Origin of the sequence: Mesorhizobium sp. B2-8-3, from assembly GCF_006440815.1 — a bacterium.
Classification (GTDB): Bacteria; Pseudomonadota; Alphaproteobacteria; order Rhizobiales; family Rhizobiaceae; genus Mesorhizobium.
The window spans coordinates 25,571-47,172 of the sequence record NZ_VFTW01000013.1; the positions used below are offsets into that span (position 1 = coordinate 25,571).

Sequence of the window (21,602 nt, forward strand, 5' to 3'; positions counted from 1 at the left end):
AACCGCTCTATCTCCTTGTCTTTCGCAATTCCGGACGGAAAACCGCTCACGCTTTTCCTGGAATTGCTCTTGTCAACCTGTCCGTTGCGCGACGACGCCGTGGACCAAGGCCATGCCGACCGCGAGCGAGGCGGCGAGCGAACGGAAGCCGCCGAAATCCTGCTCGACCACTTCCAGCCAGGTGTCGGAGAGTTTTACCAGCGGCGAAAAGGTGCTGTCGGTGATGGCGACGATGCGCGCCTTGCGCTCATGCGCGACGGCGACGAGGTCGGGCGTGATCGAATTGTAGGGGCTGAAGGAGACAGCGAGCACCGCGTCGCGCGGCGTGATGCAGCCGACCTGGTCCAAGGCGGTTGAGCCGACATTGTCGACCAGCACGTTGCGCACGCCCTGCTGCGAGAGCGTCAGCGACAAATAGGTGGTGACCGGGAAGGCGCGCTTGCTGCCGATCACATAGATCAGCTCGGCCGCCGCCAGATGGTCGACCATCGTCTCGAAAGCGGCGATATCGAAATTATTGCCGATGCGGCCGAGCGAGGCCTGGCAGGCACCGACCATGCCATTGAGGAAATGCAGGTTTGCATTCGGCTCCTCGGCCTTGTCCGGGCTGCCTTGCGTATCCGGCCAGGAGCCTTTCATGCGGTCCTTGAACAGGAGCTGGAAATCGGAAAAGCCGGAATAGCCGAAGATCTGCGCGAAGCGCACCAGGGTCGAGGGCTGCACGCCGGCCTGGTCCGCCACTTGCGCGATCGTGCCCAGAGCCACGTCGCTCGGATGCTGCCAGAGGAAGATCGCGACCTGGCGAAGCCGTTTCGGAAAATGCACGGTGCCCGACGAGAGCACCGCCCTCAGCTCTTCATAGGTTTGCGGCTTGGTGTAGCCAAGTGCCGCCAGCGACCGGCTCCGCTTTCTCGCCGCCGTCTCCAGGCTATGGGCGGACGGCTCGTCGGTCGCCTTGCCGCGGCCGCTCATAGGATATGCCTCATCGTGACCCCAACCATCGGATGCGTCATCCGATCCCTGCCCTCCGGATGCGGTCCGCTGGATCAGGACGACGTTTCGTTGAACCGTCGTCCTGATCCAGCTCGTTGTTGAAGCATGATCTTTTTCCGAAAACCGGTTCCCACTTTTCGGGATCATGTTCTAGCTGGACCTGGATCAAAAGCTAACGCGGCACAATCGTTTTACAAAACAAAAAATAGAAATATCATTCGAAAACAACGGCGGTCGGTTACGACGAACATCGGCGACGACCGGCACATCGAACTTGGGAGAATAATCGCAATCATGGTCTATGCAACCGCCGACGGTACGTCGCGTAAACGTCTCCGGGTCGGCATGGTCGGAGGCGGCCGCAACGCCTTCATCGGCGCCGTGCACCGGCTGGCCATGCGCCTCGACGACCAGATCGCGCTGGTCGCGGGCGCTTTGTCCTCCGATCCGGAGAATGCCGCGGCCTCCGCGGCGGAGATCGGCATCGCGCCTGAGCGCAGCTATGCCGATTACCGCGCCATGGCGAAGGCCGAAGCGGCGCGACCGGACGGGATCGAGGCGGTGGTCATCGTCACGCCCAACCATCTGCACGCGCCGGTCGCCACCGCCTTCCTCGAAGCCGGCATCGACGTGATCTGCGACAAGCCGCTGTCGACGACGCTTGCCGAGGCCGAAGCGCTGGTTGCGCTGACCAAAGCCAGGAAGCGCCGCTTCGTCGTCACGCTCAACAACACCGGTTACGCCATGGTGCGCCAGGCGCGCGAGATGGTGGCGGCGGGCGAGCTCGGCCGCATCGTGTCGGTGCACGGCGCCTATATCCAGGACTGGCTGACCAAGCCGATCGATGCCGAGGGCCAGAAGCAGGCCGAATGGCGCACCGATCCGGCGCGCGCCGGCCAGTCGGCGGTGCTCGCCGATATCGGCGTGCATGCCTTCAACCTGGCGAGCTTCATTTCCGGTTTCGAGGCCGAGGCGGTTTCCGCAGACCTGTTCACCGCCGTGCCGGGACGGCGGCTCGACGACAACGCGCATGTGCTGCTGCGCTGGACGGGCGGGGCGCGCGGCACGATCCTCGCCAGCCAGACCTCGCCCGGCCACTACAACGACCTGTCGGTGCGCATCTATGGCGAGAAGGCCGGACTCGAATGGTCTGGATCGCGGCCGGAGGAGTTGCGCTTCTCGCCCTATGGCGAGGAAACGCGCACGCTGGTGCGCGGCGGCCATGGCTCGACGGCGGAAGCCCGGCGCGTCTCGCGCATGCCGGCGGCGCATCCGGAAGGCTATATCGAGGCCTTCGCCAACTTCTACCGCGACGCCGCCGACATTATTCGCGCGCACCGCTCGGGTGCTGCCGTAGACGCCGGGCGGGCGGCGCAGGTGCCCGATGTCATCGACGGCGCGCGTGGCGTGAAGTTCGTTGCCGCGGCGGTGGCGTCGAATGCGGCGGGAGGGGCTTGGACGGCGGCGCGGTTCGGGTGATTACCCCTTGATCGCCGAGCCCGTGACGCTGCACGACACCGACGTCATCTGCGGCGTCTACCGCGAACGCATGATCGAGGCGCAGAAGAAGCACCTGCCGACCTTCCAGGCGACCATGCGTGAGTGATTGCCATGGGCGGCGCTGGAAGCACCGCCCATGAGCCATTCAAGGCCGGCGCCGCCTCGGCGTGGAATGCTTCGGCGGCGTGTCGTTCTCGTCGGGATTGGGGATCGGCTCCTCGTCAGGCAGCCGATCCGGATCCGGCTCGCGCACCGGCTTCGGTTCGGGGATGGGCGGCGTGGGCACCGGCGTGGGAGCCGGGTCCGGATTGGGGAGAATGGCCATCGCGTTTTCCTTCCGCTGGTGCTCTGCTGCGATCCCAACAAGCGGGATGCCCTGCCCGACCTGAAATGATGGAGGTGATCGCCGCACTCGGACGCTTCGTCGGGAGTATCGGCGGCACAAGCTGGCAGAACGGTCGCGCCCGCGGATGGTTCCAACACGATCGGGCCGCGCGATGGCGGCAGATAATGATCAAATGATTCTACGTGGCTGTTTCGGCTCTTGCCGGCGTCGGTCGGCGCCTTAAATCCCGTTGTGGACGGGGGCCATCTGCCGACACAGGAGACGGCCGTGAAGCACCAAACCCTTGACCAGATCAACGCCGTTGCCGACGTTCATGCCGAAGCACCGGCTCTCATCGCCAATCGCGGCCAGCGCCTTGAACGCTGGGCGCAACTTCTGGAGGATAGTCCGAGCCGCCGCCTCACGGCGCTGGCAGGCACCGAATACGCCGCACCCGACGTGCGTGAAAGAATGCGCACAGACGGATCGGCGATCACCATCGCTTTCGAGGACCCGATCTTTCGCGCGCAAGGCTTGCGCGACGACACTTACGGCGAAGCCAAGCGCTTTTTCGAGATGAGCGACTGGCAGCTGCATGAGGTCGTCTGCCATTGCCATGTCGGCGCCAACATGCCGGCCCGCTGGGCGGCATCGCGCGTGCGGGCGGCGATCTCGCCGGGTGCGGGCATTCTCGCCTGGCTGAGAGCGGTGTTCATGCGTTAGAGCGGTTCACCGTTTCATGGAAACGGCTTTCCGCTCCACCGCTTTGTCCGACGCTATTCCGGACGGAAAAACGCGGGCACTGTCTCTGGAATTGCTCTAGCGCTGGCCGCGATGCCCACGATCGCGACCGTTCAAGACCTCCATGGGAACGACGGAGACTTGGCGGGCTCTCCGCGCTCCCTTTTGTTCAGCGATCGATCTCGCCGAACACGATGTCGAGCGAGCCGATGATTGCCGCGACATCGGCCACCATGTGCCCGCGCGACAGGAAATCCATGGCCTGGAGATGGGCGAAGGACGGTGCGCGTATCTTACAGCGATAGGGAACGTTGCTGCCGTCCGAAACCAGATAGACGCCGAACTCGCCTTTCGGCGCCTCGACCGCGGCATAGACCTCTCCGGGCGGCACGCGGTGGCCTTCGGTATAAAGCTTGAAATGATGGATGGTCGCTTCCATCGAGCGCTTCATGGTGGCGCGCGGCGGCGGCGTGATCTTCTGGTTCGGCACGGCGACAGGACCTTGGCCATCCGATGAACGCAGCTTTTCCAGGCACTGCCGCATGATCCGCACCGACTGGCGCATCTCTTCCATGCGTACCAGATAGCGATCGTAGCAGTCGCCGTGCTTACCGATGGGGATGTCGAAATCCATTTCGGAATAGCATTCATAGGGCTGCGCCTTGCGCAGGTCCCAGGCGGCACCCGAGCCGCGCACCATGACGCCGGAGAAGCCCAGGCCCCAGGCGTCGTCGAGCGAGATCGCGCCGACATCGACATTGCGCTGCTTGAAGATGCGGTTCTCGGTGAGCAGGCCCTCGAGATTGTCGCAGGCCTGCAGGAACGGATCGCAGAAATCCCAGATGTCATCCAAGAGCTGCCCCGGCAGATCCTGATGGACGCCGCCGACGCGGAAATAGTTCGCGTGCATACGGGCGCCGGAGGCGCGTTCATAGAACACCATCAGCTTCTCGCGTTCGGCGAAACCCCATAGCGGCGGCGTCAGCGCGCCGATATCCATGGCCTGCGTGGTGACGTTGAGAAGATGCGACAAGAGCCGCCCGATCTCGCAAAACAGCACGCGGATCAGTTGGCCGCGGCGGGGGACGGACAGTTCGAGCAGCTTTTCGGCGGCAAGGCAGAAGGCATGCTCCTGGTTCATCGGCGCGACATAGTCGAGCCGATCGAAATAAGGCAGAGCCTGCAGATAGTTCTTGTATTCGATCAGCTTTTCGGTGCCGCGGTGGAGCAGGCCGATATGCGGATCGGCACGGTCGACGATTTCGCCGTCCAGTTCCAACACCAGCCTGAGCACGCCATGCGCCGACGGGTGCTGCGGCCCGAAGTTGAGCGTGAAGTTACGGACCGCGGCTTCGGTCATGACGACCTCGCAAGGGTGAGTATCGAAGGCGGACCGCGGCCCGTCAGCCGCCGTCCAGCCGGGTCATGCCGTCGTCTGGATGATCAGGGTCAGCGTGCCGTCACCGTCGATGTTGGCGGCGACGACTTGCGAGGAATTCAGTCCGTTGGCATGCAGAACGGACGTCGCCTCGGGCGAGGCGTCGACCGAGCTCTGCAGCTTGGCCAGCTCCTTGGCCGTCGTCCTGGTGACGATGGCCTCGGCCTGAGCTTTCACTTCCGAAGGCAAATCCTCGAATGCGACCACGACAATGTTGGTGACATTCTGGCCGGCATTGTCCTCGCCAGGCTGGGCCTGGTCGGGGGTGGGCTGCTGGGCCGGAGGCAGGACTTGCGGCGGCTGCGGATCGGCGCGTTGAGCGGAAGCGGGCTGCGCCAATGCCATTGCCGACAGGGTCAGGACTATCGTCAACATGCGCATCGTCTTTCCTTTCCATCGGGAAACCTGACGACACAACCCCGGGGCCGGACGATGGTTCCCGGACATTCGCCGGCGCGGCAACTTACGAAGCGCGCATTGTCCGGAAGGTGACGGAATAGCGGTGTTGCTCAACAGGCGGGATGCTGTGCTCCCATTCGTTTCGCGACGGGCCGGCCATGAGATAGACAGACCTGGGCTCAATCTCGATCGTTTCACGATCCCATGCCGCGCCGTTCTTGCGGCGCAGCCGGAAGCTGCAGGGCGCGAGCAGCGAAACGCCGGCGACCAGTTCGAAATGCGGCTTGTCCCGGTGCCAGCCTATGCCGGCACCCGGGCGATACTCGTTGATCAGCACCTGCGCGAATTCGGTGGCCGGGACCGCCGCGAAGGCGGCAACCTTGGCGCGAAGCGGCAGCAGGAAGTCCGGAATCGGCGGCACTTCGAGCACCTGGCGGCGCTCATAGTCGTAGCGCAGGCCGAAGCCGACGACCTGCCTGTTGGCAAGATGGCCGTGAAAATCGAACGGCTTGAAAGGCAGGCCCTGGATATGACGGACCAGCTCGTGTTCTTCGTCGCGGGTAATCAGGCCTGGCTGGTAGGAGAAGCCTTCGGGCGCGGGCGGCAGGCTTGCGGGCGCACCGAAGAGATCGCCCTGGAAATCGTCGTCGTCGGCTCGGCTTTTCAATGAAGTCATGCGGCTCAGATAGGCAGTCGGAGCCCCTGTGCAAGCCGGCGCGGCGGAACCGCGCGGCGCACGACGAATTAAGAGTTGGAAGCAGGAGCCTGCACGTGCCTTCCACCGCGATCCGGAATATCCACTACGATCCGTCGAAGCGGGTCCTTTCGGTATGGTTCGTCCCGACCGGCAAGCGCTATGACTATGAGGACGTAGGACCCGAGGTCTCACGGCTTTCAAGGCGGCTTTCTCAAAAGGACAGTTCTTCAACGAATTCGTGCGCGATCGTTTCAGATATCACCTGGTCGAGCATGAAGGCTCGGCTTGCTCCGAAAAAATATAGAAATCAATCAAGTTAAATGGCGGAGAGAGCGTCTCTCGATTAGGGGCCGACCGAATCCACCCGCCTGCCAGCACTCCTAAGTGGCTCCGAGATTTAAGTGCTTCCGGGATTGGGTTGGAGGGCTAGCCTCGGAACGGCAGCTCTGCGCCGCATCTCGGCCGCTGGAGCAATCTTGCCACTGGCCGGAAGCAGACAGGGTCCGGGCCGCAGAGTCTAGCTTGTCCCAAAGCCACCCCTCGACGGTACTGTCAATCAGTCGTCCGGCATGTAACACTACTTGCTAATATGCGGGTGGGAAAGCATTCCGCTGAACCTGGCGGAAGGTCCCTTTGGGAGAAGCCAATATGCAGGGCTCAGTCGAAAGCGACCTTGCCAGTCGCCTGGCATCCGCCGACCGGCGTATTGCCGAACTGGAACATATCAACGCAGTCGCGACGATCGAGCTTGACCGTCTTTCCGTTGAAAACAAGCGATTGATTCAATTCACCGAGGAACGCACCAAGGAATTGGCCATCCTCAACAGCGTCGGCGAAGCGACCGCCAAGACGCTGAATGTCGAAACAGTGACCCGTATTGTTGGCGACAAGGTTCGCGAGATGTTCGGCGCGGATTTGACGGAAATCCTGCTGCACGACGAGACGTCCAATTTGATCAACGTCTCCTATGCATTCGACGGCAATTACCAGTATCCTGAACCTTTTGCGATGGGCGAAGGACTTACCTCGAGAGTTATATTGTCGGGTAAGCCACTATTGCTGGGGACCGCCGACGAAGCCATCGGGTTGGGCGCCCTGATGCCCAAGGAAGAGGACGAGACTGAAACCTATCTCGGTGTGCCTATTATTGCCGGGAATAGGACGCTGGGCGTGGTTAGCGTGCAGAGCTACAGAAAAAACGCCTTCAACGAAGATCATATGCGCCTGTTACAGGGATTATCCTCCAGCATGGGCGTGGCGATTGCTAACGCACGCCTTTTCGACGAAACCCAGCGGCTGCTGAAAATATCAGAGGACCGCGCAAAGGAACTCGCCATTCTCAATAGCGTCGGCGAAGCGATGGCGAAAACGCTGAATGTGAAGACAGTGACCCGTATTGTCGGCGACAAGGTTCGCGAGATATTCGGCACTGAAGTAACCGAAATCCTGTTGCGCGATGAGATGTCGGATCTAATCAGGATCCCTTACGCCTTCTATGGCGATTACCAGGATCCTGAACCGTTTGTTATAGGTGAAGGCCTGACTTCGAAGGTCATATTGTCAGGCAAGCCGCTGCTGCTGGGAAATATTGACGAGCACATTGCTCTGGGTGCCCTGATGCCGAAGGAGGAGGATAGAACCGAATCATACCTGGGCGTGCCGATCATTGCCGGAGACAGAACGCTCGGTGTGGTCAGCGTGCAGAGCTACCAAAAGAATGTCTTTAACGAAGATCACGTGCGCCTGCTGCAAGGGCTGTCGTCCAGCATGGGCATTGCCATTGCCAACGCGTATCTCTTTGACGAGACGCAGCGGCTCCTGAAAATGGCGCAAGACCGCGCAAAGGAATTGGCCATTCTCAACAGCGTCGGCGAAGCGATGACGAAGTCGCTGAATGTTGACACCGTCATCCGACTGGTGGGCGATAAAGTGAGGGAGGCGTTCGGCACAGAGGTCAGCGAGATTCTGTTGCATGATAGTCAATCCGGTTTAGTTCGAGTTCCTTACGCTTACTACAGGGGCTACAAGACCATCGAGCCGTTCCCTTTGGGGATAGGACTTACATCGGAAATTATCTCCACTGGAAAGCCGTTGGTTTTCAACACCATGGAGGAAGGAAAAAGGCGCGGTGCCTATTTTCCAGACGAAGACGACAGGACCTCTTCATACATTGGCGTGCCTATCAATTCAGGCGAGAGAACGCTCGGAGTGGTCAGTGTGCAAAGCTACGAGTCAGATGCCTTCGACGAAAACCACGTGCGCCTGTTGCAGACGATAGCCTCCAGTATGGGAGTCGCGATCGCCAATGCCCGCTTGTTCGACGAGACACAGAGGCTTCTCAAGGAAACCGAGCATCGCGCCGCTGAACTGGGCGCGATCAGCAAGGTTAGCCAAGCCCTCATAGGTGAAGCTGAACTCGGCAATACGATCCAACTGATAGGCGATCAGATGCAGGAGATTTTCAGCGCCGACATCGTCTATGTCGCGCTGCTCGATCCAAAGACCAAGCTCATCCATTTCCCGTATCAGTTCGGCGAGGCCTTCACTACGCTCCGGCTCGGGGAAGGCCTTACAAGCAAGATCATAGAAACCGGCGAGCCGTTGCTCATCAATCAGGATGTCGCGGAACGCGGCGCGGAAATCGGAGCAACTCCAGTTGGCAAGGATGCGCTGTCTTACCTTGGCGTTCCAATCAAGACGGCGCAGGGCAATGTCGGCGTGATCAGCGTGCAGAGCACGACACGGGAGGGCATGTTCAGCGAAAATTCGCTGCGGCTGCTTTCAACCATCGCCGCCAATGCGGGTGCGGCGCTTCACAACGCACAACTGTTCACCGAGCTCAAGGAGCTTTCGCTGGCCCTGACGGAGGCCAAGGAAGCGGCGGAGGCCGCCAACGAAGCCAAAAGCACGTTCCTCGCCACCATGAGCCATGAAATCCGCACGCCCATGAACGGCGTTATCGGCATGGCCAACCTGATGCTGGCCACCAAACTTGACGATGAGCAGCGGGAAATCGGCGAGACGATAAACAATAGTGCGGAAGCGCTGCTGACCATCATCAACGACATACTCGACTTCTCAAAGGTCGAGGCGGGTAAGCTCGACCTTGATCCTCGGCAGTTCGAACTGCGCGAATGTCTCGAAAGCGCGATAGACCTGATCGCGCCGAGGACGGCAGAGAAGGGACTGGATCTCGGCTACGTGATCGAGCCCGGCACGCCGGAAACGATTGTCGCCGACGGCAACCGTCTACGCCAGGTTCTGATCAATCTGCTCAACAACGCCGTCAAATTCACCGAGCGAGGAGAGGTCGTGCTTTCCGTGATGGAGGTGCCGTCCGCAGCCGCGGACACAAGGCCACAGGGCGAAGGCGAGCGGAAAATTTGTACGCTCCAGTTCGCGGTGCGCGACACCGGCATCGGCATAGCCAAGGACCGGATGGATCGCCTGTTCAGGTCATTTAGCCAGGTCGATGCCTCCACGACCAGACGCTATGGCGGAACCGGCCTCGGTCTGGCGATCAGCAGGCGCCTGGTGGAATTGATGGGCGGTGAGGTTTGGGTGGAGAGCGCCGAAGGAAAAGGCACGACATTCTCCTTTACCATCCGCGCTCCGATTGCCTCGAGTCGAAAAACGGCTCAGGCAGCGCCGTCAAAGGACGAGTTGGCCGGTAAACGGCTGCTGTTCGTCGACGACAACGCAACAAACCGGCGCATCATGTCGCTGCAGTCGCAGTCCTGGAACATGGCTGCATCAGCAATCGAACATCCCGCCGACGCGCTTCGAAGACTTGCGGGAGGCGAGGTCTTCGATGTCATCGTTCTCGACATGAACATGCCCGGCATGGATGGGATCGAACTGGCCAGGCAAATACGCGCGCTCGAAGGCAACGGCAGCGTTCCGTTGGTGCTGCTCAGTTCAATGGTGCCCATGCCTGAAGACAAGAAGAAGGAAATGGAAGGCATTAAGTTCGCGGCCACGCTCTCCAAGCCGATCAAGCCGTCGCCATTGCTCAATACGTTGCTGTCGATCTTCGTCGGAACTCCGACACGCTCCATCCGATCAGATCAGCCGAAGGGGACGGCTCTCGATAGTACGATGGCGCAGAAGTTTCCGCTTCACATCCTCCTGGTCGATGACAATGCCACCAACCGGAAGCTTGGCTTCAAGGTGCTCGAGCGTCTGGGTTACAAGCCGCAACTGGCGGTCGACGGGCAGTCGGCGGTCGCCGCTTATACCCAGGGCAGCCATGACGTTATCCTGATGGATATCGAAATGCCTGATATGGACGGTCTCGAAGCGACAAGATTGATCCGCGCGCCCGGCCCCCAATATGCGCGTCAGCCGTTCATCATTGCCCTGACCGCCAACGCGATGGCCGGAGATCGCGAGAGGTATCTGGATGCAGGGATGGATGACTATCTCAGCAAGCCGTTACGCGTCGAAGACCTTATCGCTTCGCTGAACAAGGCGGTGCTGGCAGGCGGGCACAGGCCTGCCGTCGCAACGCGAGATTTCGAGGAACCTGGCGTACCAAGGGTCTAAATACGAAGGGTGCACCTTGGCGCAATCGCCACCGGCGCCGTGGCGGTATTGATCGAGAACTATGTGCTATCGCTAATTTAGCACGTCTGCGATAGTCTGCCTTTTGAACGCGATGGAACTCTCACAAATCCAATCAGGGGGTTCGATTTCGGTCTTACTTCGCCAGTACCGGAAGAAACTCGCGGTCACTGGTTATAGTCGGAAGAAACGCACATCGGGGATGTCGTGGCGATCGACAAAGGGGCACTGGACAAGCTGCGCGAGCTTGTCGGTGGCGAAGAGGCTGACCTTGTAGAGCTCGTGGAGTCCTTTCTCGAAGAGGGGCCATCCATCATGCTGGACATGTGGTCGTCGGCTCGGGCTTCCGACCTGGCAGTCACTCGGCGGGCTGCCCATTCCCTGAAATCCAACGCGCGGGATATGGGGGCGGCCGAACTCAGCCAAATCTGCGCCCAGGTGGAGGCGCGGTGCGCAAGTGGGGAGCCGACGGATTTGGCGGAAATCGACAACGCGCAGCGCGCCTTCGACGCCGCCGTCACGGAGCTCCGAAAAATCTTCAAGCTGGGAGAATAGCGTGAGCAGCCCTGGTAGGATCCTCATTGTTGACGACTCCCGGACCATAAGGATCAAGCTCAAGAAATCGGTTGAGGCTCTCGGACACGAAGCCGAGGCGGTGGAGGGCGGCCGGGCGGCGCTCGATTTGCTCGCCACCGATAATTTCGACCTCATCCTTCTCGATATCATGATGCCGGTGATGGACGGCTTCGAGGTGCTGAAGGGTCTCAAGGCGTCGTCCAGAACGCGGGATGTGCCGATCATCGTGATTTCCGCGCTCGACGATGAGATGAGCAGCGTCGTCAAGGCGATCGAATTGGGCGCCGAGGATTTCCTGCCTAAGGATTTTGAACTCGCGCTTCTCAAGGCACGGGTTTCCACCTGCATCGAGAAGAAGAGACTGCGCGACATCGAGAAAGAATACTTGCGGCAGGTGGCCAAGCTGACGAAGGCGGCCGCGACCTTGGAAAGCGGGAGGTTCAACCCTTCAAAGCTCGGCATCCGCGATGTGGCAGGCCGCCCGGATGGCCTAGGCAAGCTCGCCACGGTTTTCGCTACGATGGCCCAGAAGGTCTATGAGCGCGAGCGCAAGATGCGGCAGAATATCCGCACATTCCGTGGCGCATTGCTGCTGTTGGCCTGCGGAGGACTGTGGGGCCTTGTCGTGCCGCTCTCGAAGATGGCTTCACTCGTTGAAGCTCATCCGATAGGGCTGGCGATCCTTATTGACGTCATTGGGGCAGTATTCTGCGTCGGGATAAGCATCAAGCGCGGGACAATGCCGCGCCTGGCTGATCTTACGCGCTCGGATTGGAAGTTCATCCTCATCCTTGCGTTCATCAGCTCGGTGATCAATCAGGTGCTGGTCTATTGGTTGGCAAGCAAGCTTCCCGCCTTCATCGTCTCCATTGTCATCGTCCTGGAGGGATTCTCCGTATTCCTGTTCGCTGCCTTGATGCGGACGGAAGCGCCTAACCTGAAGCGGTTTTTGGGACTTGGATTGGGTCTCGTCGGCATCTTCATCATACTCCTCTATGGAGAGCCGGCGGAAATGGCTACCAGCTGGTTGTGGCTTGCCATTGCACTCGTCATCCCGATCACTTACGCGACCGAGGATATCTACCTCTCGGAGCGCAAGCCTGCTGCTATCGATAGCGTCGCTCTGTTCGGCATCACCCTTGTTGCTTCGGTTTTGATGCTGATGCCGCTGGCGGCCTTCTATCGGGACTTCATCCCGCTTGATCTATTGACCGGAAAGCTTGGCGTGATCGTCGTTCTAATGGCGGTTGCCGGCAATCTGGCAATGCTGCTTTTCATCGCGCTGATCTCCAGCACAGGCGCCGTATTCGCAAGCCAGAACGCCTACGCGGTCACCGCAGCCGGCATAGGCTGGAGCATGCTGTTGTTGGGTGAAGCCATACCGGCGCTCACCTGGGTCTCCCTGGCGCTGATCGTCGTTGGTCTTCTGATGGTCGAGCCGAAGCAGGAGGCTGAGGAGGAACCGCCATTACTCGACGACGGGTTGGAGGAATTTGTCCTGCGGCCCGACCTGGTGCCGTTACCGACGGAATGAACAGACTTGGAATATTCGGGCGCGTCGGATTTGTCCTGCTAACAATGGCCAGATTGACTCCGCGGCGGAGAGAGCGTCTTTCGATTTAAGACATATGCCGTTGAAAATATTGAGCTTTTTGTTTGCTTTGTTACACAGTTTGTTGCACGGACGGGGCGATAGTTCTGGGAGTCATCTGCGTAGGGAAGGTCAGCTCTGCGCCTCGTATCCACCATTCAACGCCCCGCATGCCGGTCCCCACAAGCTGCCGTCCGGCCCTCGCACGACTTCCACTGTCGGTTGGAGATCCTCCGGATGCATTATGCTTGTGGAGCGTCCGCCACTTGGACAGATAGAGGACGAAGAAATAGCTCGTGGTAGAGATTCAGGCCGACTTTCCGGACCGACCGACGGGTCAACGGCTCGACCAGCTCATCTCGAAAATCCGGGCGGCATGTTTTTCCAAGGCACGCCTTTGCGGCCCATTTCGTAGCCTTTCTCGAACAGCGCCCGCATGTATTTGTTCTCGAACGGAGTTTTTGGCTCGTCGGTGAAGTCTACCGGAACGTCTATGAAGTTGTAGGCGATGCCGTCGCGCTTGGAGATGGCGTAGAGCCGGTAGAGATCGCCAATCCCTTGCGTCTTGATCAGGGAGGAGACTGCCTTTTCCGCGATATCTGGCAGCGTGGCCTTCACCACAGAAGGTTCCGGCGTCGTCCTGCCGTTGCGGATGATATAGATGCGAGCCTTGACCCGTGCATGGAACGCGTGATCGAGCTCGCGCAGGCTCAAGCCAGCAGGCATGAGAAACACCTGATTGGTGGTGCCGCCATCAACGTGCATTTCGTGGTAAGACTTGCCCCCAGCGGTCACTTTCAGCTCGACCGGAGGGAAAATGCCGGGAATGGCGGTGGAGGCCAGGATAACCTGCTTGAAGAGCTTCAGCCGGTCCGGCCGATGGCTCGCCGCGATCGCGCCCATATCCCAAATCACCGGCCGATCCGCATCAAGGTTGGTCGTTCCGATGAAGAGGCGCCGTCCCTTACCGGTTTCTCGGGCGATCTGATCGAGCATTTCCTCGGTGACTTCTTCGTCCAGCATTTTGGCAAGGGGGGCGTTGCTGGTGAACGATGCACTCGACAGCACGCCGAGGAAGCTGTGCTCGGTATAGATGTTGGCGTCCTTGATTGTAGTGAAGGCATGCTTCAAGCGATCATCATAGGTCGGGCCAAGGAATGCGAAGGGCGCGATCAACGATCCGGTGCTGATTCCGGTGACGATGTCGAACCTTGGCCTAGTCCCAGCCTTGGTCCAGCCGGCGAGAATTCCGGCGCCGAAGGCGCCGCTGCTGCCACCGCCTGAAATCGTAAGCGCGTCGAGTTCCCGCAGCTTGATCGACGGATCGGCCTTTGCCGCCTGAATTCTCTCGTCGCGGAATGCGATGAGACGATCGGGCGGAAAACTTTCGTCGGAATCGCCCCAGACGCGTATGTCGCTGGGATAGCCACTCACTTGGGCCGCAGCCATGCGTTCCGTCGGCACGCCATCGCGTGGATAGGCAGCGATGCAGCCTGTAAGCTGAATTGCGCACAGGCCAAGCAGGGTGATCCTCAGCATAGCTTTCAAGCTCCTGACTCGGTTTCTTTTCAAGCCAAGGCGAAGCTGCGGAAAAGCTGTTCGCCTCCAAGGACGGCGAAGGAGACGACGGTCATCAGCAGGGCACGATGGAAGCGCGCCTGTTTGATCTCTCTCACGCGTGAGGTTTTCAGCAATTCAGCCGATACCACCGAGGTCCAATCGGATTGCAGGGCCAAGTGAACCAGTTCGCGCACATCGGCGAAAAATTTGGGGTCCACATGGTAGACAGGCGGGATAGCGCAGGCACCAGCTATTTTGCGGTTGAGTTCCTTGTCCGCTCGCTTTCGGCTCGGATAGAGCACTTGTCCGAACTGCATGATCGGCATGATGACGACCCCCCAGACCGCGACGTAGAACAGCGGTCCGAGTGGAGCATGCGACGGCAGCAGATCACCAAATCGCAGGATCAGATTGAGGGCGAGGATGTAGCCCGCGCCCACGATCTGAGCCTTGGTGTCGTAGGAACGCGCGACCGACTGCGCCTCCTGCAGCGCCGCGGACAACATCTTCTCGACATATTGGCGCGTGGTCCCATCTGGTTCTGCGCACATGGCGGCGTCGGTCGCAAGAAAGCGGTCGAGGAGAGTGGGGCGTGTTTCCAGCATGGCTGTCTCCTTTCTCAGTCCGACAGGGCCAGGATCGGGATTGCACCGACGCTTGGCTCAGGTGCTGCCGATGGCTCGTCGCTTTCCCGGATCCGGTTCACCGCCACATAAAGAGCCGGCAGGAAAACCAGCGTCAGCATGGTTGCGACGGCGAGTCCGCCGACGATGGCGTAGGCCATCGGCCCCCAGAAGACGTCATGCATGATCGGGATCATGCCGAGGATTGCTGCGGCCGCGGTGAGCATGATCGGCCGGAACCGGTGGACGGTCGCGTCGATCACCGCCTTCCATGGTTCGACCCCCTGGGCCCGCTCATGCTCGATCTGGTGCACCAGGATCACCGAATTGCGGATGATCATGCCGGCGAGCGCAATGATGCCGAGCGTGGCGATGAAGCCCATCGGCGTGCTGGTGGTCAGCAGCGCGATGGCAACTCCGATGAGCCCGAGAGGCGCCACGCTGATGACCATGGCCACCTGCCGGAAACTCCCGAGCTGGACCATCAAAACTGTAAGCATCAGGGTGATCATCAGCGGGAACTGGGCCAGCAGGGCGGCGTTGCTAAGCGCGGTCTTTTCCACCGTGCCGCCGGTCTCGATCGATGTTTCCGCCGGCATCGACTTGGAAAGCGTGTCCAGCGCAGCGGCAACATGCTGGTGAACGAAGGCCGGCTGCAGCCCCGGCTGCGGCTGTGCCTGCACTGTGATCGTGGGCAGGCGTTGGCGCCTCCAGACATACCCTTCATCGAGTTCGTATTTGAAATCGGCGAGCTCGCGCAACGGAACGGATGCGCCGGTCGGCGTGGTGATCTGAAGGTGGCGCAGCGCCTCGATAGTGGAACGCTCGTCGCTCTGGGCGCGCGCGACCACGTCGACCAGGTAGATGGAATCGCGCAGTTGCGTGACCGTCGAGCCGTTGAGCACCCGGTTGAGCGCCTGGGAGAGCTGTTCGGAGCTGAGTCCCGCCTGCCGGACGCGGTCCTGGTCGACGACGATGCGCAGCGTCTTGTTCTTCTCGCCCCAGTCGAAGTTGATGGTCTGGACGAGCCCGGAAGCCCGCAGGATATCGGCAACCTGCTCGCCATACTTCCTGGCATCCTCGGGAGTAGGCGCGCTCACCCGGTACTGCACTGGCCAGCCGACCGGCGGGCCCAGTTCCAGGCGCGAAATGCGCACGGTCACGTCCGGAAAATTATCGGCGAACAGCGCCTGCAGTTTGGCCTGCACACGATCGCGCGCCTGAAGATCCTTGGCGACGACCACTGTCTCGGCCATGAAGTCGTTGTCGAGCTGCACATCCAGAGGCAGGTAGAACCGGATGGCGCCGCCACCGACATAAGAGGAGAAGCGCTCGATATCGGCGTCGCCAGCAAGTGCCTTCTCCAGCCGTTCCGTTTGTGTCTCCGTAGCGGTGATCGAGGCATTCTTGGGCAGCGTCATCGTCACCAGCAGCTCAGGCCGGTTGGAGGCCGGGAAGAACTGTTGCTGGACGAAGCCCATGCCGTAAAGCGAGAGGCCAAAGGCAATGAGGGATGCGGCGATGGTGAGAAAACGGTGCCGCATGGTGAACGCCAGCAGACGCCGGAACAGCCGCATGAGTGGCCCTGGCTCCGCCGTCCCGTGCGCTTTCATGTGTGCGGGCAAGAGGGTCAGCCCGAGCACTGGCGCGAAGATGACCGCCACAAACCATGAAGCGATGAGCGCCACGCCTATGACGGCAAACAGCGAGAAGGTGTATTGCCCGGTATTGTTGTCCGCGAACCCGATCGGCAGGAAGCCGAGCAGCGTGATCAGCGTTCCGGTCAGCATCGGGAAGGCGGTGGACGTGTAGGCAAAGGTCGCTGCCTTGATCTTCGGCATGCCTTCTTCGATCTTGGAGATCATCATCTCGATCGTGATCATAGCGTCGTCGACCAGAAGGCCGAGCGCGATGATGAGCGCACCAAGCGAAATGCGCTGCAGGCTGATGCCCGACGCTTCCATGAATGCGAAGACGATGGCAAGGACAAGCGGGATGGACAGCGCGACCACCAGGCCGGCGCGCAGGCCGAGGCTGAGGAAGCTCACCACGAGCACGATTGCGACCGCTTCGAGAAGCGCCTTGGTGAACTCGCCGATCGCCTCACGCACGACCTCAGGCTGGTCCGATACCAGATTGAGTTCGATGCCGACCGGGAAGCGCTGTTTCAGCCGCTCCGCCACCGCATGAAGTCCCTTGCCGAAGTCGAGGTTGTTGCCGCCGTCGCGCATGTTGATGCCGATCCCGATGGCCGGCTTGCCGTTGACGCGAAACATCTTGCTGGGCGGATCGCTATAGCCGCGCTGCACCTCGGCGATGTCGGAAAGCTTGTAGAAGCGCCCTTCCACCGAGAAATTGAGCTTGGCTATGTCGCCAGGTGCCAACAGCGAGCCGGTCATGTCGACCAGCACGTTCTCGCTGGGCGTGTTGATGATGCCGGAAGGCACGACGGCATTCTGGCGGGCGATAGCCGTCAGCACGTCGTCGAGACTGAGCTTAAGATTGGCAAGCTTCTGCGGCGAGAAATTCAGATAGAGCTTCTCATCCTGGTCGCCGTAGATGTCGACCTTGCCCACATCGGGAGCACGCAGGAATTCGGCCCGTGCGGTCTCGGCGAAGTCGCGTGCCTGGCGGGGACTGAAACCGTCATAGGTTATGCCGTAGATTGTGCCGAAGACGTCGCCAAACTCGTCGTTGAAGAAGGGGCCGACCACGCCTTGCGGCAGTGTCTGCCTTATGTCGTTCACTTTCTTGCGGACCTGATACCAGATGCCGTCGAGGTCGCGTTTCTTGGTCGACTCCTTAAGGTAGACGAAAATCGTCGCCTGGCCTGGCTTGGTGTAGCTCTTGAGGTAATCGAGGTTCGGGGTTTCCTCGAGCTTCTTTTCGATGCGGTCCGTCACCTGCTGCAGCGTGTCGGCGGCGGTTGCTCCCGGCCAGTTTGCCTGGACCACCATGGTCTGCACGGTGAAATCCGGGTCTTCCTGACGACCGAGGCGCTCGTAAGAGGTAATGCCGGCCGCAACGCAGACGAGCATCAGGAAGACGACGATCGAACGGTTGTGGACGGCCCATTCGGAAAGGTTGAAGCTGGCCATCATTCGACCTCCGCGCTGGGCTTGACCAATTCGCCGTCGGCGAGCGAGTTCACGCCGGCGACCACCACCTTGTCGCCCGCGGCCAGTCCTTGGCTCACGGTGACGGAATTTGCATCGAACTCCAGCAGTTGGACCTTGCGCCGCTCCACCTTGTCGTCTTTGCCAACCACCCAAACCTGCGGCTGGCTTCCCGACTGCAGCAGCGCGCTCGGGGGAAGTGTCGCAACCATGTGACCCTGGTCGCTTTCGACCCGACCGACGACGATTGCTCCCAGCCGCATTTGCGGCAGCGGAGCAGGTATGGCAACCTTCACCTGATAGGTGCCGGTGGCGCTGTCAGCCTCGGGCGAAATCTCGCGGACCGTGCCGGTCACCGCGATTTCGGGGTGGGCCTGAAGCGCAACGTTCACCGGCATGCCAAGGCTGGCCCTGACGATGTCCTCGCTCGCGACGGCAAAGACGGCTTCGCGCTCGTCATTGCGCGAGATTTCAATCACCATCTGTCCGGCGGCCACCACTTGGCCGGGATCCGCCCCGGTCGCGGTCACGATGCCATCGTCGGGCGCTTGGAGCTCCGTATAGGCGAGCTGGTTCTGCGCGATACGCAGATTGGCCTCAGTCGCCTGAACCTGCGCTTGCGCGCTCCGCAGTGACTTCAGCGCTTCATCATACTGCGAATGCGTAGCGAAGCCCTTGCCGAGCAGGAGCCGAAATCTCTCTTCCTGCGCGGCAGCCTGAGCGAGAGCGGCCTTGGCCGCGTCGAGGTCTGCCGCAGTGGCGGTCACCTTGTTCTGGTAATCCACCGCGCTCAGTGCCGCGAGCTTCTGGCCCTTCTTGACTGTTGCGCCGGCGTCGACGTCGCGTGAGATGAGCCGGCCACCGACCTCGAAGCCAACCTGGCTGACATAGCGCGATTGGATACGGCCGGCGCCTTGCGTTACCAGCATGAACTTGTGGGGCGTTACCACCACCACCCGGGCCGTTCGTGGCGCTGCCGGCGCCTCGGCCTCCTTTTGTGAACAGCCGGCAAGACAAAGGCCGGCGATACCAGTCAAAAGGAAGTAACGCGACGACAGGCGCATGGAAGCCTCCGCTCGAAAGATCGGGGTTGCAGGGAACTAAAGGGCAAGCCACAGGTCGAACCGAGTGGCATTTCGACTTGAACGATTAAGTCAAATCGACTATATAGTCAATATGAGAGGCGCGCAATCGTGCCATGCAAAAAAGGCATGGCGAGTGGAGAGGCGAGTTAGCCGCAGGATCGGAGCGAGGATGCGGCCTATTGTGCAAAGCGCCACAGGCCGAGTTCCCGGTACGTCACGGGAAATGCATTCGAACGGCAACTGCCGGTCCGCTCCTTTGATATGCTGGGACCGAACGAAAAAGAAAAGGCAGAATGGATGGCAAAGATTGATTTGGCGCGCAGGGCGGAAATCGGACGGGAGAAGCGAGAAAGAACGCGTACCCTGATCCTGGACGTCGGGACGATGCTCATGGCCGAACGGCCCCGCGAGTCGATTACAATCGATGCCGTCGTGGAGGCAGCCGGCGTCGCGAAGGGTACGTTCTACTACCACTTCCAGAGCATCGACGAACTGGCTGCGGCCGTTGGGGAGAAACTCGGAGAGAGCTTCGACGCGGTGCTGAGGGACGCGCGCCTCGCACTGGACGATCCAGTCAAACGTTTATGCTTCGCTTTCACGAAGTTCTTGGAAAAGGCGATCTCGGACCCGAATTGGGCACGTCTGGTCGTTCAGAGTTCTCAATCGCGCGCCCCCTATGCGCGGGGTATCCGGACGAACCTCAAGGCGGATATCGCCCAGGCGATAGTCCAGGATCGTGTCAGCATACGAGACGCAGAGCTGGCAGTAGATATCGTGATGGGCATATGGCTGCAGGTGACGCGGGGCATCCTTGATCGTGGCACCAGGCCCGAATTGACACAACAGACTGTCGAGTCGGTACTTCGGGCCCTCGGCGCATCGCGGTCGGACCAGCAGAACGCCTGGAAAAAGTGGTCATGATATTGCCGTCCGCGATGTTTGCCACGCGCGAAGACTTTGCTTTATGGCGCGTCTGTTTGGATCAAACGATCGTCACCACGCTGTACGTTCCGTTCTGCGGCCCAGACAGGACGCTGATCACGTCGACGCTGAGCGTCGAAACCTGCCGACCTTGCTCGATTTTCCCTGAAGGAAGCCCATGCTACCGTGTGGGTGTTCTCAGAAATTATCTAAGTTATTGAAATCGTTAAATTTATTAGGAAAATTATGGCGGAGAGAGCGGGATTCGAACCCGCGTTACGGTTTCCCGTAAACACACTTTCCAGGCGTGCGCCTTCAACCACTCGGCCACCTCTCCGTCTTAGCATCTCGCGTCGGCCGGTTTCGCCGCGCGGGTTGGGGAGATGCTCCCGTGGGAAGTCCTCAACGGACATCTGGTGCCTTCAACCGGCGGGCAACCTTCCCGGCACCGCTAGCCGTCTAGGCAAACAGGCGCGGGGCTCATCTAGTCGATCCGAAAGCGAATGCCAAGCCATATTGGCGTTGCCGCGGCTTTTGCCGTGTATGGCGCAAAGGGCGGGGAAGGGCGATGCGTTCGAATGATGTGTACAGGCCGATGGTGGCGCGCCGGTGATGCTTGACTTCGCCTGCGCCCGGCTGTCGACTGCCGTTAATCATGCAATCCCGGTGAACGGTTGCGGGCTTTCCTGGAATTGCCGGTTCGGTTTTGCAATCCCGACGAAAGCCGGCAGCCGGCCTTCCTGGAATTGCTTGGGCGAGGGGCGTCGTTCCGACATGGCATCGATCGACCAGCAACCCGCGGGGCGGCCGGACGGCGGCCTGTCCTTCATCCCGGTGGCGTGGCTCGCCATCGTCATGGGACTGTCGGCCTACGGGCTGATCTCCTCCTGGCGGCTGATCGGCGACTTCAGCCTGCCCGACAGCGTGTTCTTCCTGGTCTATGGCGGCTTGACCGGCGGCGTCATCACCATCCTGTGGGGGCTGTACCTGCTTGGCCTTGCCTTCAACCGGTCGGCCCGCTTCCCGCGCCATTACACGATCTGGCAAATCGCCATCATCATCTGGCTCCTCGTGCGCCAGGCCTATGTGTTTTACAGCTTCGCCTTCTCGGCCGAAGCGTTGGGCTTCACAGTGGCCGAGATCGCCATCGGCCTGCTTTGCATCTACCTGCTGCGCAACGGCGCCGGCGCCGAGACGATCTACGCCAATCCGGAGACCGAGCGGCCGCCGGTCTTCGTCTCGATCCTTGCCGCGCTGCTCGGCATCATCCTTGGCGGCGCGATCGGCGCCTGCGCCGGGTTCTTCGCCGGCTCGCTGATCGCGGACCTGACGCATATGAGCTGCTTCGAGGGCGCCTGCGGATTTTTCGCGGCTTTTGTCGGCCTGGGAGGCCTGATCGTCGGCGCGATCGCCGGCGGTATTTTCGCCGTCCGGCGGGTGAACCGGCGCGTGCCGGCGCGGGCTCGCTAATTTC

At 60.6% G+C, this 21,602-nt stretch carries 17 protein-coding genes and 1 tRNA gene; 8 read left to right on the forward strand and 10 right to left on the reverse strand.

The genetic code is table 11. The features are described from left to right. Nucleotides 1–72: 72 nt before the first annotated feature. Complete coding sequence (locus FJ418_RS19240; protein ID WP_140868243.1) at nt 73–972, reverse strand: MurR/RpiR family transcriptional regulator; 900 nt, start codon at nt 970–972, stop codon at nt 73–75. A 315-nt stretch (nt 973–1,287) separates the two neighbouring features. On the opposite strand from FJ418_RS19240, the gene FJ418_RS19245 reads away from it, so the two are divergent. Further along, a complete protein-coding gene (locus FJ418_RS19245; RefSeq protein WP_140868246.1) occupies nt 1,288–2,472 on the forward strand; it encodes a Gfo/Idh/MocA family oxidoreductase in 1,185 nt (394 codons plus the stop codon). A gap of 166 nt (nt 2,473–2,638) precedes the next feature. Here the strand turns inward: FJ418_RS19245 and FJ418_RS19250 are convergent, their stop codons facing one another. After that, nucleotides 2,639–2,818: a hypothetical protein gene (locus FJ418_RS19250; protein WP_140642480.1), complete on the reverse strand. Its 180-nt coding sequence runs from the start codon at nt 2,816–2,818 to the stop codon at nt 2,639–2,641. A 288-nt stretch (nt 2,819–3,106) separates the two neighbouring features. Here FJ418_RS19250 and FJ418_RS19255 point away from each other — a divergent pair, with 288 nt between their 5' ends. Continuing rightward, the gene (locus FJ418_RS19255; RefSeq protein WP_140642478.1) at nt 3,107–3,541 is read left to right on the forward strand and encodes a hypothetical protein; all 435 of its coding nucleotides are present in this window, start codon (nt 3,107–3,109) and stop codon (nt 3,539–3,541) included. A gap of 187 nt (nt 3,542–3,728) precedes the next feature. Here the strand turns inward: FJ418_RS19255 and FJ418_RS19260 are convergent, their stop codons facing one another. The 3 genes from FJ418_RS19260 to FJ418_RS19270 form a co-directional block, all read right to left on the reverse strand. Further along, nucleotides 3,729–4,919 carry an NADH-quinone oxidoreductase subunit D gene (locus FJ418_RS19260; RefSeq protein WP_140868249.1) on the reverse strand — a complete coding sequence of 397 codons (1,191 nt, stop codon included), beginning with the start codon at nt 4,917–4,919 and terminating at the stop codon, nt 3,729–3,731. Between the two features lie 63 nt (nt 4,920–4,982). After that, nucleotides 4,983–5,372: a hypothetical protein gene (locus FJ418_RS19265; protein ID WP_246683117.1), complete on the reverse strand. Its 390-nt coding sequence runs from the start codon at nt 5,370–5,372 to the stop codon at nt 4,983–4,985. Between the two features lie 88 nt (nt 5,373–5,460). Beyond that, nucleotides 5,461–6,072 carry an alpha-ketoglutarate-dependent dioxygenase AlkB gene (locus FJ418_RS19270; protein WP_140868255.1) on the reverse strand — a complete coding sequence of 204 codons (612 nt, stop codon included), beginning with the start codon at nt 6,070–6,072 and terminating at the stop codon, nt 5,461–5,463. Between FJ418_RS19270 and FJ418_RS19275 the strand changes: the two genes are divergently transcribed. The 4 genes from FJ418_RS19275 to FJ418_RS19290 all read left to right on the forward strand — a co-directional run bounded on the left by FJ418_RS19275 (nt 6,063) and on the right by FJ418_RS19290 (nt 12,766). Then, on the forward strand, nt 6,063–6,413 hold the full coding sequence (locus FJ418_RS19275) for a KTSC domain-containing protein (RefSeq protein WP_348643110.1): 351 nt from the start codon (nt 6,063–6,065) through the stop codon (nt 6,411–6,413). The genes FJ418_RS19270 and FJ418_RS19275 overlap by 10 nt on opposite strands. Nucleotides 6,414–6,741: 328 nt before the next feature. Then, nucleotides 6,742–10,638, forward strand: coding sequence for a GAF domain-containing protein (locus FJ418_RS19280; protein WP_140868258.1), 3,897 nt, complete (start codon nt 6,742–6,744; stop codon nt 10,636–10,638). Between the two features lie 225 nt (nt 10,639–10,863). Continuing rightward, entirely contained in the window at nt 10,864–11,211 is a 348-nt protein-coding gene (locus FJ418_RS19285) for an Hpt domain-containing protein (protein WP_140784402.1), read from the forward strand. Between the two features lies 1 nt (nt 11,212). Then, nucleotides 11,213–12,766: a response regulator gene (locus FJ418_RS19290; RefSeq protein ID WP_181166998.1), complete on the forward strand. Its 1,554-nt coding sequence runs from the start codon at nt 11,213–11,215 to the stop codon at nt 12,764–12,766. Nucleotides 12,767–13,177: 411 nt separating this feature from the next. On the opposite strand, the gene FJ418_RS19295 is transcribed toward FJ418_RS19290, so the two are convergent. The 4 genes from FJ418_RS19295 to FJ418_RS19310 are packed head-to-tail and all read right to left on the reverse strand — an operon-like array spanning nt 13,178 to nt 19,186. Next, entirely contained in the window at nt 13,178–14,362 is a 1,185-nt protein-coding gene (locus FJ418_RS19295; RefSeq protein WP_140868263.1) for a patatin-like phospholipase family protein, read from the reverse strand. Nucleotides 14,363–14,391: 29 nt separating this feature from the next. Next, complete coding sequence (locus FJ418_RS19300) at nt 14,392–14,988, reverse strand: hypothetical protein (protein WP_181166999.1); 597 nt, start codon at nt 14,986–14,988, stop codon at nt 14,392–14,394. Nucleotides 14,989–15,002: 14 nt separating this feature from the next. After that, nucleotides 15,003–18,104, reverse strand: a complete 3,102-nt coding sequence (locus FJ418_RS19305; RefSeq protein WP_281407579.1) for an efflux RND transporter permease subunit — start codon at nt 18,102–18,104, stop codon at nt 15,003–15,005. After that, nucleotides 18,104–19,186 (reverse strand): efflux RND transporter periplasmic adaptor subunit, encoded by a 1,083-nt coding sequence (locus FJ418_RS19310; protein WP_140706792.1) that lies wholly within the window; start codon nt 19,184–19,186, stop codon nt 18,104–18,106. The genes FJ418_RS19305 and FJ418_RS19310 overlap by 1 nt, the downstream gene beginning before the upstream one ends. 318 nt (nt 19,187–19,504) lie before the next feature. Here FJ418_RS19310 and FJ418_RS19315 point away from each other — a divergent pair, with 318 nt between their 5' ends. Further along, nucleotides 19,505–20,128: a TetR/AcrR family transcriptional regulator gene (locus FJ418_RS19315; RefSeq protein WP_140868267.1), complete on the forward strand. Its 624-nt coding sequence runs from the start codon at nt 19,505–19,507 to the stop codon at nt 20,126–20,128. A 247-nt stretch (nt 20,129–20,375) separates the two neighbouring features. Here FJ418_RS19315 and FJ418_RS19320 read toward each other — a convergent pair. Further along, nucleotides 20,376–20,465, reverse strand: a tRNA-Ser gene (locus tag FJ418_RS19320). Between the two features lie 437 nt (nt 20,466–20,902). Here FJ418_RS19320 and FJ418_RS19325 point away from each other — a divergent pair. After that, nucleotides 20,903–21,598, forward strand: coding sequence for a DUF2569 family protein (locus FJ418_RS19325; RefSeq protein WP_140868269.1), 696 nt, complete (start codon nt 20,903–20,905; stop codon nt 21,596–21,598). Nucleotides 21,599–21,602 lie beyond the last annotated feature (4 nt).

Bases quoted from the DNA above. Each gene is read 5' to 3' on its own strand.
- FJ418_RS19240 (WP_140868243.1), bottom strand. From the start codon at position 972: ATGAGCGGCCGCGGCAAGGCGACCGACGAGCCGTCCGCCCATAGCCTG.
- FJ418_RS19245 (WP_140868246.1), top strand. From the start codon at position 1,288: ATGGTCTATGCAACCGCCGACGGTACGTCGCGTAAACGTCTCCGGGTC.
- FJ418_RS19250 (WP_140642480.1), bottom strand. From the start codon at position 2,818: ATGGCCATTCTCCCCAATCCGGACCCGGCTCCCACGCCGGTGCCCACG.
- FJ418_RS19260 (WP_140868249.1), bottom strand. From the start codon at position 4,919: ATGACCGAAGCCGCGGTCCGTAACTTCACGCTCAACTTCGGGCCGCAG.
- FJ418_RS19265 (WP_246683117.1), bottom strand. From the start codon at position 5,372: ATGTTGACGATAGTCCTGACCCTGTCGGCAATGGCATTGGCGCAGCCC.
- FJ418_RS19275 (WP_348643110.1), top strand. From the start codon at position 6,063: ATGAAGTCATGCGGCTCAGATAGGCAGTCGGAGCCCCTGTGCAAGCCG.
- FJ418_RS19270 (WP_140868255.1), bottom strand. From the start codon at position 6,072: ATGACTTCATTGAAAAGCCGAGCCGACGACGACGATTTCCAGGGCGAT.
- FJ418_RS19280 (WP_140868258.1), top strand. From the start codon at position 6,742: ATGCAGGGCTCAGTCGAAAGCGACCTTGCCAGTCGCCTGGCATCCGCC.
- FJ418_RS19295 (WP_140868263.1), bottom strand. From the start codon at position 14,362: ATGCTGAGGATCACCCTGCTTGGCCTGTGCGCAATTCAGCTTACAGGC.
- FJ418_RS19300 (WP_181166999.1), bottom strand. From the start codon at position 14,988: ATGCTGGAAACACGCCCCACTCTCCTCGACCGCTTTCTTGCGACCGAC.
- FJ418_RS19305 (WP_281407579.1), bottom strand. From the start codon at position 18,104: ATGGCCAGCTTCAACCTTTCCGAATGGGCCGTCCACAACCGTTCGATC.
- FJ418_RS19310 (WP_140706792.1), bottom strand. From the start codon at position 19,186: ATGCGCCTGTCGTCGCGTTACTTCCTTTTGACTGGTATCGCCGGCCTT.
- FJ418_RS19315 (WP_140868267.1), top strand. From the start codon at position 19,505: ATGGCAAAGATTGATTTGGCGCGCAGGGCGGAAATCGGACGGGAGAAG.
- FJ418_RS19325 (WP_140868269.1), top strand. From the start codon at position 20,903: ATGGCATCGATCGACCAGCAACCCGCGGGGCGGCCGGACGGCGGCCTG.